Source organism: Exiguobacterium sp. s124 (assembly GCF_018617485.1).
GTDB classification, from domain to species: domain Bacteria; phylum Bacillota; class Bacilli; order Exiguobacteriales; family Exiguobacteriaceae; genus Exiguobacterium; species Exiguobacterium aestuarii.
Map to the genome: position 1 here is coordinate 227,241 of NZ_JACSKH010000002.1, position 12,801 is coordinate 240,041.

The 12,801-nt window shown below is 49.5% G+C and carries 16 protein-coding genes; 8 read left to right on the forward strand and 8 right to left on the reverse strand.

The features are described from left to right. Positions 1–45: 45 nt before the first annotated feature. A complete protein-coding gene (locus tag KNO85_RS11715; RefSeq protein ID WP_214790297.1) occupies positions 46–1,674 on the reverse strand; it encodes a PTS transporter subunit IIBC in 1,629 nt (542 codons plus the stop codon). 222 nt (positions 1,675–1,896) lie between these two features. Here KNO85_RS11715 and KNO85_RS11720 point away from each other — a divergent pair, with 222 nt between their 5' ends. The 3 genes from KNO85_RS11720 (at position 1,897) to KNO85_RS11730 (ending at position 3,757) form a co-directional block, all read left to right on the forward strand. Then, positions 1,897–2,661 (forward strand): TrmH family RNA methyltransferase, encoded by a 765-nt coding sequence (locus tag KNO85_RS11720; RefSeq protein ID WP_214790299.1) that lies wholly within the window; start codon positions 1,897–1,899, stop codon positions 2,659–2,661. Then, the gene (locus KNO85_RS11725) at positions 2,621–3,178 is read left to right on the forward strand and encodes a GNAT family N-acetyltransferase (RefSeq protein WP_214790301.1); all 558 of its coding nucleotides are present in this window, start codon (positions 2,621–2,623) and stop codon (positions 3,176–3,178) included. The genes KNO85_RS11720 and KNO85_RS11725 overlap by 41 nt, the downstream gene beginning before the upstream one ends. 87 nt (positions 3,179–3,265) lie before the next feature. Then, complete coding sequence (locus tag KNO85_RS11730) at positions 3,266–3,757, forward strand: hypothetical protein (RefSeq protein WP_214790303.1); 492 nt, start codon at positions 3,266–3,268, stop codon at positions 3,755–3,757. Between the two features lie 26 nt (positions 3,758–3,783). On the opposite strand, the gene KNO85_RS11735 is transcribed toward KNO85_RS11730, so the two are convergent. Beyond that, positions 3,784–4,281, reverse strand: coding sequence for a hypothetical protein (locus KNO85_RS11735; protein ID WP_214790305.1), 498 nt, complete (start codon positions 4,279–4,281; stop codon positions 3,784–3,786). 110 nt (positions 4,282–4,391) lie between these two features. On the opposite strand from KNO85_RS11735, the gene KNO85_RS11740 reads away from it, so the two are divergent. Then, positions 4,392–5,048, forward strand: a complete 657-nt coding sequence (locus KNO85_RS11740; protein ID WP_214790307.1) for a TVP38/TMEM64 family protein — start codon at positions 4,392–4,394, stop codon at positions 5,046–5,048. Between the two features lie 30 nt (positions 5,049–5,078). On the opposite strand, the gene queF is transcribed toward KNO85_RS11740, so the two are convergent. The 4 genes from queF to queC are packed head-to-tail and all read right to left on the reverse strand — an operon-like array spanning position 5,079 to position 7,370. Then, complete coding sequence (gene queF / locus KNO85_RS11745; protein WP_214790309.1) at positions 5,079–5,567, reverse strand: preQ(1) synthase; 489 nt, start codon at positions 5,565–5,567, stop codon at positions 5,079–5,081. An 11-nt stretch (positions 5,568–5,578) separates the two neighbouring features. Then, a complete protein-coding gene (gene queE / locus KNO85_RS11750; RefSeq protein ID WP_214790311.1) occupies positions 5,579–6,289 on the reverse strand; it encodes a 7-carboxy-7-deazaguanine synthase QueE in 711 nt (236 codons plus the stop codon). Then, positions 6,271–6,729: a 6-carboxytetrahydropterin synthase QueD gene (gene queD, locus KNO85_RS11755; protein ID WP_015880475.1), complete on the reverse strand. Its 459-nt coding sequence runs from the start codon at positions 6,727–6,729 to the stop codon at positions 6,271–6,273. The genes queE and queD overlap by 19 nt, the downstream gene beginning before the upstream one ends. After that, complete coding sequence (queC, locus tag KNO85_RS11760) at positions 6,726–7,370, reverse strand: 7-cyano-7-deazaguanine synthase QueC (protein WP_015880476.1); 645 nt, start codon at positions 7,368–7,370, stop codon at positions 6,726–6,728. Before queC ends, queD begins: the two co-directional genes overlap by 4 nt. Before the next feature lie 217 nt (positions 7,371–7,587). Here queC and nhaC point away from each other — a divergent pair, with 217 nt between their 5' ends. The 4 genes from nhaC (at position 7,588) to KNO85_RS11780 (ending at position 11,463) form a co-directional block, all read left to right on the forward strand. Continuing rightward, positions 7,588–8,964: a Na+/H+ antiporter NhaC gene (gene nhaC / locus KNO85_RS11765; RefSeq protein WP_214790313.1), complete on the forward strand. Its 1,377-nt coding sequence runs from the start codon at positions 7,588–7,590 to the stop codon at positions 8,962–8,964. An 84-nt stretch (positions 8,965–9,048) separates the two neighbouring features. Continuing rightward, on the forward strand, positions 9,049–9,633 hold the full coding sequence (locus KNO85_RS11770) for a DNA-3-methyladenine glycosylase (protein WP_214790315.1): 585 nt from the start codon (positions 9,049–9,051) through the stop codon (positions 9,631–9,633). Between the two features lie 81 nt (positions 9,634–9,714). Then, positions 9,715–10,227 (forward strand): type 1 glutamine amidotransferase domain-containing protein, encoded by a 513-nt coding sequence (locus KNO85_RS11775; RefSeq protein WP_026824537.1) that lies wholly within the window; start codon positions 9,715–9,717, stop codon positions 10,225–10,227. 165 nt (positions 10,228–10,392) lie between these two features. Continuing rightward, complete coding sequence (locus tag KNO85_RS11780; protein ID WP_214790317.1) at positions 10,393–11,463, forward strand: MFS transporter; 1,071 nt, start codon at positions 10,393–10,395, stop codon at positions 11,461–11,463. A 271-nt stretch (positions 11,464–11,734) separates the two neighbouring features. Here the strand turns inward: KNO85_RS11780 and bshB2 are convergent, their stop codons facing one another. Next, positions 11,735–12,385 carry a bacillithiol biosynthesis deacetylase BshB2 gene (bshB2, locus tag KNO85_RS11785; RefSeq protein WP_214790319.1) on the reverse strand — a complete coding sequence of 217 codons (651 nt, stop codon included), beginning with the start codon at positions 12,383–12,385 and terminating at the stop codon, positions 11,735–11,737. After that, on the reverse strand, positions 12,382–12,753 hold the full coding sequence (locus KNO85_RS11790) for a YojF family protein (protein ID WP_214695888.1): 372 nt from the start codon (positions 12,751–12,753) through the stop codon (positions 12,382–12,384). The genes bshB2 and KNO85_RS11790 overlap by 4 nt, the downstream gene beginning before the upstream one ends. Positions 12,754–12,801 lie beyond the last annotated feature (48 nt).

Here is a 12,801-nt window from a genome sequence, read left to right on the forward strand (position 1 = left end):
CCTCCTTTAGAAAAAGGCCAACTCTCGAGCGAGTTGGCCAGTAGATTATGCACCGATGACGTCTTGAATGTCTGATTTCAATACGTCGGCTTTCGGGCCATAGATGGCTTGGACTCCACGGTCTTTCACAATGAGACCCATGGCGCCATTTTTCTTCCATTCTTGTTCGTCAGAGACGAGTGTGACGTCTTTAACGGTCACGCGCAGACGAGTCATACATGCATCGACATCTTCAATGTTTTCTTCCCCACCGAGAAGGGCGATAATCCCCATGACTTGTTCGTTACCTGTCACAGATGACTTCTCTGTCGTCTCTTCCATGTAATTTCCGTTACGTCCTGGTGTCGGCAAGTTCATCTTCTTGATGAAGAAGTTGAACACACCGAAGTTGAGGAAGAAGAACGCTACAGAGACGAGAATGAAGTTGATCAAGTCTTGAAGAAGTCCTGCTTTGACGATCATCGGGATGCGCGTCAAGAGTTCGATTGCACCGAAGGCATGGACGCGTAGGTCAATGATGTCTGCCAATGCGAAAGCGGCACCGGCCATGAGCGCGTACACCACATAAAGGACTGGTGCGACGAACATGAACATGAACTCGATTGGTTCCGTGACACCTGTCAAGAAGACAGCGAGTCCAGCTGACAAGAACATCGGCTTGTATTGTGCTTTCTTCTCCGCATCGACGTTACGGTACATCGCATACGCGGCACCAATCAAAGCAGCGAATGACAAGATGACTTGACCGACTTTGAAGCGGGCAGGAACGACATCAGCGAGAAGAGCATTGTATGCAGCTGTATCACCAGCAGCACGTAAGTTGACGAGGTCTGTTACCCATGCCAACCAGAGCGGGTCTTGCCCGGCAACGACCGATCCAGCTGTCGCGCCTGTTAAAATTGTATATGTTCCACCGAGCTCCGTGTAGTTCATTGGAACCGTTAGCATGTGGTGTAAACCGAACGGCAAGAGGAGACGTTCGAGCGCACCGTAAATGAACGGAGCGAGGACTGGTGCCGTGTTACGTGATGTGGCGATCCACTCACCAAAGCTGTTGAGCGCACCTTGGATTGTTGGCCATACAATCGATAGAACGATGGCAGCAACGACTGAGCCAAGGATGACGACAAATGGTACGAAGCGCTTTCCGTTGAAGAACGAGAGGGCGTTCGGTAACTTGTTGAAGTTGTAGAAACGGTTGTATAGTGCACCACCAAGGAAACCGGCGATGATCCCGACGAACACACCCATGTTGAGGGCAGGTGAGCCGAGTACAGATGTGAAGTAGTCAGCGACGACAAGGTTTGCACCGAAGAGTGACTCGATTGTCGCTTCCGGATCTTGAAGCATGGCACCGTTGACACCGAAGATGGCACCTGTGACACGGTTAATCAAGATGAAGGCGAGAAGTGCTGCGAACGCACCGCCTGCACGATCTTTTGCCCACGAACCACCAATCGCGACTGCGAAGAGGATATGTAAGTTGACGATGATGCCCCAACCTAAATCTTCAATAATGCGAGCTGTTGTTAATAAAATACCGACATCTCCGGCTGACATTCCAATCAATTTACCGATGGAAATCATTAAACCGGCAGCTGGCATAACGGCGATGACGACCATCAAGGCCTTACCGAGTTTTTGCCAGAAATCGAATGAGATCAATTGTTTCATGCTATACGCTTCCTTCCTGTGAGGGAGTTTTTATCTATTTTTGTGTTTGCCAATAGTGCAATCGCTTGCATAAATGATTGTAATCGATTGCATAAATTCATGCAACCGTTTTCCCTATTTTCATTTGTTTTCATTCTTTGATGGGAAACAACATGTATGAGGCGAACTTGTCAGCCGAATCGAATCTAGCTACAATATGATAGGTTGAAGGGAGCGAGAAAGATGGGTTGGAGACAGACCACATCTGCTTTGACGAAGAATGAGCAGATTGAATTAAAAGAAGAGTTATTACAGAAGGGCGTGTTGAAGGAAGACGATCTTCCTCTATATGAGATGCTCATGCCAGACCGTATCAAACGGATGTATGAAGTGTTGAATACACGAACGAACCATATCACGATTTTGACGGAAGGTGTGGACGATCCGCACAACCAATCCGCCGTGTTGCGTTCGGCCGATGCGTTCGGGGTACAAACCTTACACGTCGTCGAAGGACGGGCGAAGTTCAAACCGAACTCGATTATCGCAAAAAGTGCCGACCGTTGGGTGGACGTCGTGGAGCACGGGTCGATTGAAGAAGCGATTGATGCTTTAAAACAAGACGGCTATCAAGTGTATGCGACGGCATTAAGCGAAGAGGCAATCCCGCTCGAAGAGGTGGATGTGTCGAAGCCGACGGTTCTTCTATTTGGGAATGAACATAGCGGTGTCTCGGAGGCGGCGCTCAACAAGGCGGACGGAAACTTTGTCATTCCGATGCAAGGGTATGTCCAAAGCTTGAATATCTCTGTCGCTGCTGCGATTTCCTTATATGATGTCACGACACGGTCACGCCATATCGTGACGGATGGCTATGAACTGCCTGTCGAGGATCAAGCGCGCATCTTCAAAGATTGGATGGTCAAGAGTTTACCGAAGCGTACGCTCGGGCTTTATAAACAAAAAGGTGTCACGGCTTTCGAACGGGAGACAGGAAATTCGGAATGAACGGCGAAAAGAACAGACGTACGGAATCTTTGTCCAGAAACTGAAAGGGGATGGCACGATGAGTACGACGAGTTCATTTATCGTAAAAGATGTGACGAACAACTTTAAAGATTTTGAAGAGGATTTCTTCCGACTGTATCGCACGCTGTATGGCGATCTCGATCAGTTGCGTTTCAAAGAACGCCTGTATCGACACGCTAACCCGTTAGTGCTCTTAGCTTTCTCAGAAGAGCAATTGGTCGGTTTTAAAATCGGTTATGAGGCAGAGCCTTATCGATTTTATAGCTGGGCGGGTGGGGTACACCCAGACTTTCAAAAGCATGGCATCGGTCGCAAGCTGATGGACACGCAACTCGAATGGGTCGAAGCGCAAGGGTTCCATTCGATTCGGACGAAAGCACGCAATACGAACAAAGGGGTCATCATTTTGAACCTCCTTTGCGGATATGACATCATGGGCGCCTACACAGAAGATGGCGAGCCGCGCATCATGATGGAGAAACAACTGAACAGTTGAATCGATACCGCGGTCGAATGATCGCGGTTTTTTGATGAAACCGATTCGACTGAATGAACGTACATAAAGAAAAAGGGGGAATTTGAAATGACAGTGTTTGGATTTGGAGGAGATCCGTTTAGTGACTCCATGGGGGACTCATTCTTTACCGGAGTGTTCGCTATGTTTCCCATCGTGTTCATGGTTATTTTCGGTCTCATTATTTTTGCGTTCGTAAAAACGATTTTTCAGCATTCCAAAACATCGAGCACGTTGAAAGACTTGCAACAATTTGCCTCGCAGCTTGCCGATGATCCAGACGATGACACGGCCGAGCGATTGGCAGACTATTTAAGGGGTGTTGATTCCTTCTCCATTGAACGGACACGAATGGAACCGTTCCGTGTCGCACTCGGATGCTATCAATTGGTGATGGAATCCAGATCTGTTCGTGAGGAGACAAAAGAGCGGGTCGATCGCCAATACAAGCGTCTCGGTATTTTAGATGGGGAAAAATTTGCTGATGAAGCACCGCCACGTCGACGTTCTTCTTCATCGAGTCATCATGATATCCACCACAACCACCATGACCACATGTAAAAAAGCGAAGGGGTCCCTTCGCTTTTTTACATGTATCGTGAAGCATCAAAGTCAATGTCGGTCTGATAGCGGACGGCCTGAATGGCACTTTCGATTCGGATGGCGCGCTTTTTAATATCGCGTGCTTTCAAGCGATATAACTCCGGGTCGTATAAGGCGTGCTTGATCACGGAAACCCCGGGCACATATTCTTTCTTCGGACGAAGTGACAGTTTTTCATAAAGCTTCGCCTGGACACGCAACTGAATGGCGAGTTCGATGGCTTCCACGAGCGGGAGCGGACCGTCGTGCGTTTCGACGACAGCTCGGACGTTCGCTTCTTGAATCAAGCGGTCGAGTTGACGTAAGTCTAACCGGATGTGTTCAAGTTCCATCTCGATGTCTTGGAGCGAACGGGACTGAATCGTCGGAATAGACTCATTCGCTTGAAGCGAGATGAATGCCACGTGTTCAATTTCTTCGGTCAATGTATCGATTTGCTCATGGAGCAACTGTTTTAACGTTAGGGCATCTGCAAGGTTCATATCGATTTCCTCCTTCTGCTTTCTCTAACCGTACCATATCAAGGTGACTGAAAAAAGATGGATGACATCTCAGATTGCGGGAATAAAACCAAATAGAGAGGAGGAGGACGATGAAGAAATGGAAAGCACAATGGATGATTGCACTCGTCCTACTCCTGTTCGGGACGGCGACGTTCCTTTACCAGTGGATTGATGTCAGTCCAGGCGATATCCGGGACTATATCATTCGATTCGGTTGGTTAGCTCCTTTAATTTATATCCTCTTGTTCACCGTGCGTCCGCTCATCCTGTTTCCGACGTCCGTCTTATCGGTCGCCGGCGGTTTGGCGTTCGGGATCTTACCGGGTGTCGTCTATACCGTCATCGGGGCGACACTGAGTGCCCTCGTCGCGTATTACGTGGCCATCTATTTCGGCGATCGTTTCTTGCATCACTTCGAATCGACGAACTATGAAGCCATTCAGCACAAAATCGAAGAGGACGGATTCTTTTATGTACTCATCTTACGTCTCATCCCACTCGTCAATTTCGATTTGGTCAGCTATGCTTCCGGGTTGGCAAAAGTGAAAGTACCAGCTTATCTGTTTGCGACCGTCGTCGGTATGATTCCTGGGGCGTTCGCGAACAATTTTCTCGGAAGCAGCATCGCGAGCGGGGATTGGACGCTGATTGCATTGGCGTTCGGGATCATGCTCGTATTGACGCTCATCGCGACCGTGTTCCGTGAACCAATCAAGCGACAGATTCATCGCTATCAAAAAAAGTAGGCGACTCCGTTTGGAGCGCCTACTTTTCAATTAACGGTTGTCAACGGTCTCTGGGTAGAGGTCATGGTTGAACAAACGATGCTCCGCCATTTTTTCGTACTTCGTGCCCGGCTTTCCGTAGTTGTAATACGGATCAATCGAGATACCGCCACGCGGTGTGAATTTGCCCCACACTTCGAGATAGCGCGGCTCCATCAACTTGACGAGATCTTTCCCGATGACGTTGATGCAGTTCTCGTGGAAGTCTCCATGGTTACGGAAGCTGAACAAGTACAACTTCAATGACTTCGACTCGACGAGTTTTTCATCCGGGATATACGAGATGTAGATCGTCGCAAAGTCGGGTTGGTTCGTGATCGGGCACAAGGACGTGAACTCTGGCGCGTTGAATTTGACGAAGTAGTCGTTCTCCGGATGACGGTTCGGGAACGCCTCGAGGACGTCTGGTGTGTATGCAAAAATATAAGGGACGCTCTTCTGTCCTAGGAGCGAAAGGTCTTGTAAGTCTTCTGGTCTCATGATTATTCTCCTTACACGCCACGTTCGTTGGCGTACAGTAATGTGTGTAGTTGTGGCAGGACGCGGACGCTTTGCCATGACGGGTCGCGTGCGACGTCTTCCCATAGTTGTTTCAAACGACGGAGCTGGGCATCGGTGATGTCTCCATCAGCCCCGGGCTCCGGGTTACCGGCCGACAAATACATGACGTCCGGTGAGTAGCGCTGCTGCACTTTTTTCGCGTAGGCAAGATCTACTTCGTCAAAGACGGCGACTTTGAATGTCGTCTGTTCCGGGCGCAATCGATTGACGATGTCGTCCAGTTGTTCCCAATTCGTCTTCATACCGGACGATGGGGGTTTCGGACTGAGGGTCACGTCGTCGATTTGTGTAAGCCAGTCCTGATAACGACTGCCCTGTGTCTCGACGGCGAGTGTGACGCCACGTTCTTTCAACTTCACGACGAGGTCTTCCATGGCCGCAATCAGGAGCGGGTTACCACCGGAAATGGTGACGTAATCGTACATGCCAAGTGCGTCAAGGCGTGCAATCACCTCGTCGGCCGTCAACATGTCCGGTTTTTCTGAACCGTCCCATGTGAAGGCGGAATCGCACCACGAACAGCGATAATCGCAACCGGCGGTCCGGACGAACATCGTCTTCTGCCCGATGGCACGTCCTTCTCCTTGGAAGGTCGGTCCGAACACTTCTAAAACTGGGATTTTCACGATTCCACCAACCATTCACGGCGGAACTCTGCGTACGACGTCGGCGTTTCATATAGACGCACGAACTCGACACGGACGTCTCGTTCATTCGGTAAATGCGTCGCCAGCTGTTCAAAAATCCAATAGCACATGTTTTCTGCAGTCGTATTCATATAAGGGAGTGACTCGTTCAAATAGCGATGATCGAGATATGGCTCAAGCTCTTCTTTGAAGATCTTTTTCAAGTCACCAAAGTCGAGTGTCATGCCGCGATTGTCGAGAAAGCCGCTGACACCCATCTGGAGCTTATACGTATGACCATGGAGGGCACGACATTTGCCGTCATAATCAAAAAGATGGTGCGCCGCATCGAACGTCACTTCTTTGACGATTTGAACGCGATGCGGGCAATAGATGAGCGACCCTTCTTGTTTCGATTCGACACTGGTTGGGGCGAGGAACGGAGCATGTTTCATACGCGCACCTCCTCATAAGCTGTGAGTCCGTTTTGGCGAAGCTTACACGCTGGACATTCACCACAGCCTGAACCGATGACACCGTTGTAGCAAGTGAGCGTGCGTTCTTTGACGTAGTCAAAGGCACCGAGCTCGTCGGCGAGTGCCCACGTCTCTTTTTTATCGAGCCACATGAGCGGTGTGTCGATGACAAATGGATAGTCCATCGCTAAGTTGAGTGTCACGTTGAGTGATTTAATGAATTGGTCTCGGCAATCCGGGTAACCTGAAAAGTCCGTTTCACATACACCGGTCACGATGTGATGCATACCGAGTTGTTTGGCCATGACGGCCGCAAATGATAAAAAGAGATGGTTGCGTCCATCGACGAACGTATTTGGGACGTCCGCATTGTCGATGTCGAGATCGTGTCTCGTGAGCGCGTTTGATGTGAGTTGTCCGAGTAGGGACAAGTCGAGGATGTGGTGTGGGACATCGAGTTCTGCCGCGATTTCTTTTGCGACTTCGATTTCCGCATCATGGCGTTGACCATATGCGAACGTCACCGCCTCCACATGGGAGAATTGTTGTTTTGCCCAAAATAGGCAAGTCGTTGAATCTTGGCCACCACTAAAGACGACCAATGCTTTTTCGTGTTGCATGAAGCACACTTCCTTTTCGCTAGTTTTGATGTCGGAGGAGGTTACGAACTCCGGAGGTCACCCTCAAGCATATAATTTATCATAAAAAGGCGTTTGACAGGGAGAAAGGAAGCGAGTATAGTAAAAAACATCACTGACATGCTTTTGTGCATAAAAGCGTTTAAGCGGTTAGGCGAAATAATAAATAATTAGGATATAACGAAAGGAGGGGACGTCGATGCAGATGAAAGGAAAAGAAGCTGTATTCGTCGTGTTGATGAGCGGGATCACCTTGCTCGCACTGATGTTTTTGGCCAAAGCGACGCCACATATGGCGATTTTTGGCACAATGGTAATGGTAGGTGGATACGCGTATTATCGTTCACGCGACTTCAAACAGATTGAAACGGCGATGATCAACGGGATTCGTGAAGCCATCATGCCGGTATTGATTCTCTTGTTGATCGGGATGCTCATCGGAGTATGGCAAATGTCCGGGACGGTCGCGACGATCCTCTCTATCGGTTTAAATACAATTTCAGCTGAATGGTTCTTACCGAGTGTCTTATTGATTACGATGATCGTATCGACATTCACAGGAAGTGCGTTTACAACAGTCGGAACGGTCGGTGTCGCCTTGTTCGGAATCGGGACGGCACTAGGGATCTCGCCAGCGCTCGCTGCAGGTGCCATCGTCTCGGGGGCCCTCTTCGGAGACAAGATGAGCCCATTGTCGGACACGACAAACTTTGCGCCAGCAGTGGCGGGCGTCAAATTGTTCGATCACATTCGCTTCATGATGGGGACAACGATTCCAGCGTTCATCATCACACTGATTTTATTCACGTTCCTCGGTCGAAGCGGTCAAAGTGCTGACACGACACAAATCGCGGAAGCACAAGCCGCGCTTAGCGGACGTTTTGATCTTTCTTGGCTCACATTGATTGCCCCTGTGCTCGTCGCAGTGCTCGCGTTCCGCCGGATGCCGGTCTTGCCGACGATGCTCGTCGGGATGTTTGCCGGTGTGTTGACGGCTGGTTTCGTGCAAGGCAACTGGAGCATCTCGAACTGGCTCGGTGTCATGCAGTCTGGATTCAAGTCAGGTGTAGAGAATGAGACAATTGCGACGGTACTCGATCGTGGTGGTCTTGAATCGATGCTCTGGTCGGTCAGCCTTGTCTTGATCGCCCTTGCGTTCGGTGGCTTGTTACGTGAACTTGGTGTGTTCCAAGCGATCGTTGAATCGTTGCTCGAGCGTTTGAAATCACCAGGAAGCTCGGTTCTCTCGGTCGTCCTCAGCTCGATCGGTGTCAACTTGCTCGCAGGAGAACAGTACTTGTCGATTCTCTTGCCAGGTCAGGCGTTCAAACAAGGCTTTATCGATCGTGGGATTGACCCACGCTATTTGTCACGGGCACTTGAGGATGGCGGGACCGTCATCAACCCACTCATTCCGTGGGGAGTTTCTGGCGCATTCTTCGCAGCGACACTCGGTGTACCTGTATTGGAATACGCACCATTTGCGTTCTTCCTCTGGCTCAGCCCGGTCTTCTCTGTCATCTTGGGATACATCCGATTGGGGAAGCAACGTGAATCACTTAAAATCGCATCATAATGTCAAGGTGTCCTGCTATGCAGGGCATCTTTTTTGTATGCACCATATGACTTTTGAGAAAATAGGAAAAACGGAGGTGGAACCATGAAGCGACTCGATTTGGCATTTTATGAACAACCGACACTCGACTTGGCACGTGCCTTGCTCGGACAATATTTGGTGAGGCGACATCCGGAAGGTGATATCATCGCGAAGATTGTCGAGACAGAGGCTTATCTCGGTGCCATCGACCGAGCGGCACATAGTTTCGGAGGACGTCGAACGAAGCGGACAGAAGTCATGTTTGGAAAACCCGGGCATGTGTACACTTATCAAATGCATACCCACACGCTCCTGAACGTTGTCAGTGGTCCGGTGGGCACACCGGAAGCCGTCTTGATTCGAGCCGTCGAGCCGATTCAAGGGCAGACTTCCATTACGGCGAATCGTCCTGGGGTGAAGCGATATGACCAGACGAACGGACCTGGTAAGTTGACGAAAGCGTTAGGAATCACGATGGATTTATACGGACATTCATTCCAACAAGACCCGCTCTATATCGCTGAAGGTGAGACAGAAATCGTTGTCGAGGCGGGTCCTCGCATCGGCATTCCGAATACTGGCGAGGCGCGTGACTACCCGTATCGTTTTTTTGAACGCGACAATCCGTACGTCTCGAAGTTCCGTTGATGCATGCAGTGATGTTTAAGTGATTCATGCCAGTGGAACAGTCCTTATGTGCATAAAACAAACAGAGGGAGTGTTTTTGAAATGGCAAAAGTAGCAACGCTCATTACAGATATGTTTGAAGATGTAGAATTCACGGGACCTCGTGACGCATTGGTGGATGCGGGGCATGACGTCGTGACAATCGAGAAGAAAGCAGGCAACACGGTAGAAGGGAAGCAAGGCGAGGCGAAAGTGAACATCGATCAATCGATTGATGACGTATCGCCAGAAGATTTCGATGCCCTTCTCTTACCGGGTGGGTTCTCACCTGACTTATTGCGAGAAGACGAGCGTTTCGTCTCGTTCGCGAAAGCGTTCATGGACGCGAAGAAACCTGTGTTTGCCATCTGTCACGGACCACAGTTGTTGATTACGGCGAAGACGCTAGAAGGTCGTGACGCGACCGGCTACAAATCGATTAAAGTCGACATGGAGTATGCTGGGGCCAAATATGCGGACAAAGAAGTCGTCGTCTGTCAGAACCAACTCGTGACGAGCCGTCAACCGGACGATATTCCGGCGTTCAATCGCGAGATTCTCAACTTATTGAAATAACACGTCAACCACGGGATGAATCTCGTGGTTTTTTTGTGTTTTCGGGAATAGAAAGGTAAGGAGGAGATTCAAATGCGAAAACGAGCACGTTCTCCAAGTTAAGTTCGTCGAAACGTTGTCCGATTAGGGTGGATTCGTTGGTTTGAAGGGTTGATTCCTGCTTACGTGATTGAACGGCTATTTTGGGAATCACGAGGAATCTCCATTCAGGAAGTCGTCTATTTAGAGATGGTGTATGCGCTCATCATCGTACTGCTAGAAGTACCGACTGGCGTATGGGCGGACCATACGGCACGGCGTCGACTCGTCCAAATCGGTGTCGGATTAGAGTGGCTGTCGTTTGTCGTCATCTTGTATTCGTTCACGTTCACCGGTTTCTTTGTCGCCATCAGTTGTTCAGCCGTCGGGTCAGTCATTCGAAGTGGGGCAGAGAATGCTTTGCTGTATGAATCGTTACAGGAAAGTCATGACGCTTCGTCATTCGAACGGGTACTTGGAAGGTTGAACGCGATTGGGATATTGTCTGCTGTTACAGCGGCATTGAGCGGAAGTATGTTGGCTCAGTACCTTCCTCTGGACTGGAACTACAAACTCTCCATCGGGAGTCTATTGATTGCGACTGTCTGTAGCCAATTTCTCGTCGAACCGACGCAACGAGAGATGGAAGAGCGTTTAACGTGGCGGCATTTGTTCAAGGGGTTTCAATTCGTTTGGTCGAACAAGTCACTTCGGCATGTCACAATCAGCTTTTTGGCGGCGGTATCCGCCTTCAACTTTATCGATGAGTTTTGGCAGCTATACGCACGCGATGTGTCCGTTCCGATTTATTGGTTCGGTGTCATTTCAAGCGGATTACTCTTGATTCAGTTGCCTGGGCAACTGTTCGCAGGAACCATCGCACGTTTTGCACCATCAGAACGTTGGTTGAAACGATTCGGTTGGATGATGGGTGGTGGATTTCTTGTCATCGGACTATTCCCGAATCCAATCGGGATTGGTGTGATGGGGCTGTTAGCTCTTCTCTATGGGACGATGGAGCCACTCTATTACGGTCTGTTGCACCACCAGGTCCCTTCATCCATTCGAGCGACGACAGAATCATCCGTGTCGATGTTATGGCATCTCGGTATCCTCTTATTTGGGGTTGTCTTTATCATAGGGACGACAGGGTCACTATTTTTGGCGTTTTCAATCATTGGGGTCGTTGTTTGGATCGTTCATGCGACTCACCCGTAATCACTACAGGCATGGGCCATAAGCCATGCCTGTTTTTACGTCTTAAGACGGACGCAAGATGGTGATGAGAAGTGTATGCTTAAAACAATCAAATCGAATACATAAAAACAGCACACCCTGTAAGGGATGTGCCGTTTGAAACCAATCCATAAAAACGTTCGTACATTCTAGAAGAGGTGAAAACATGGGACAAATCGTTGTAGTATTCGGAACGTTAATCGGTCTTGGGACCGTTGGGGCCTTGCTTTACATGACCCGCCTAGCCTATGAATCATGAGAACGGATAATGATAGAAGCGCTCACGTTGGAGTAACTCCATGACGTGGGCGTTTTCTGCGTTATCGATCGCACGAAGCAACCCTTCTGTCTGAGAACGATGGGCGAATAGAGCATCTTTTTTCTGTTCACTTTCTTCCGTTACATCGACGATGACATGAGGTTGTCCAAGTTCTTCTTCTGTCCGGCGATCGAAGGCGACACCTAAAAACGCAGGACGTGACTCCCCCATCTCTTGAAGCGCTCGTACGACGGCACGAGCAGTTGCTTCATGGTCCGGGTGAACGGCATATCCCGGATAGAACGAGATGACCGTTTCCGGCTTTACTTCGTCAATTAATGCGCGGAAGCGGCCTGCGAGCTCGGCTTCGTCCTCAAATTCGACTGTTTTATCGCGAAGTCCCCACATGCGTAAGTCTTCGATGCCCATCATGCGACAAGCTTCTTCTAGTTCATGCTTGCGAATTTTTGGTAGTTCTTCACGCGTCGTAAAGATTGGGGAACCCATGTTGCGGCCCATCTCACCGAGTGTTAAACAGACATACGTGACCGGGAGTCCTTTTTGACGGTGTTGGATAATCGTTCCGGCTGAGCTAAACGCCTCATCGTCCGGATGTGGGAAAATGACGAGTAATGGTCCATTCATTGATTCTCCACCTCCGATGCTCCTTGAGGGAGCGGTTTGATATCGATATGCAGCGCACACGCCAGTCGACCGAGTCGATCGTGACCAGCGAGTAATAACTGTTCGCCATGCACCTCGTAGTCGGTCAACCCTTCTACATAGAGCCAACCGTGGTCAAGTTTTAAGCCGACACGGTAAGGTCCGTTTCCTTTGATTTGGCCGATGCTATATTCGATTTTGGCATTACGGATAAACATCCCGGCGTTATGAAAATCCGGGTCGTTATGTGTCGCATAGGCACCGTTCGTCGTCTCAACATGAACGAAAAGTGGTGTTGCGACGTGATTGTCTAAATATTGCTGAATGTGATCAGGTTGAATCGCCTTCACGTCTGTCCCTCCAATGGAAAGGATGACCCGAAACTAAGCGCCCCGGGT

Coding starts and splice junctions, on each gene's coding strand:
- KNO85_RS11715 (WP_214790297.1), bottom strand. CDS start 1,674: ATGAAACAATTGATCTCATTCGATTTCTGGCAAAAACTCGGTAAGGCC.
- KNO85_RS11720 (WP_214790299.1), top strand. CDS start 1,897: ATGGGTTGGAGACAGACCACATCTGCTTTGACGAAGAATGAGCAGATT.
- KNO85_RS11730 (WP_214790303.1), top strand. CDS start 3,266: ATGACAGTGTTTGGATTTGGAGGAGATCCGTTTAGTGACTCCATGGGG.
- KNO85_RS11735 (WP_214790305.1), bottom strand. CDS start 4,281: ATGAACCTTGCAGATGCCCTAACGTTAAAACAGTTGCTCCATGAGCAA.
- KNO85_RS11740 (WP_214790307.1), top strand. CDS start 4,392: ATGAAGAAATGGAAAGCACAATGGATGATTGCACTCGTCCTACTCCTG.
- queF (WP_214790309.1), bottom strand. CDS start 5,567: ATGAGACCAGAAGACTTACAAGACCTTTCGCTCCTAGGACAGAAGAGC.
- queE (WP_214790311.1), bottom strand. CDS start 6,289: ATGGTTGGTGGAATCGTGAAAATCCCAGTTTTAGAAGTGTTCGGACCG.
- queD (WP_015880475.1), bottom strand. CDS start 6,729: ATGAAACATGCTCCGTTCCTCGCCCCAACCAGTGTCGAATCGAAACAA.
- queC (WP_015880476.1), bottom strand. CDS start 7,370: ATGCAACACGAAAAAGCATTGGTCGTCTTTAGTGGTGGCCAAGATTCA.
- nhaC (WP_214790313.1), top strand. CDS start 7,588: ATGCAGATGAAAGGAAAAGAAGCTGTATTCGTCGTGTTGATGAGCGGG.
- KNO85_RS11770 (WP_214790315.1), top strand. CDS start 9,049: ATGAAGCGACTCGATTTGGCATTTTATGAACAACCGACACTCGACTTG.
- KNO85_RS11775 (WP_026824537.1), top strand. CDS start 9,715: ATGGCAAAAGTAGCAACGCTCATTACAGATATGTTTGAAGATGTAGAA.
- bshB2 (WP_214790319.1), bottom strand. CDS start 12,385: ATGAATGGACCATTACTCGTCATTTTCCCACATCCGGACGATGAGGCG.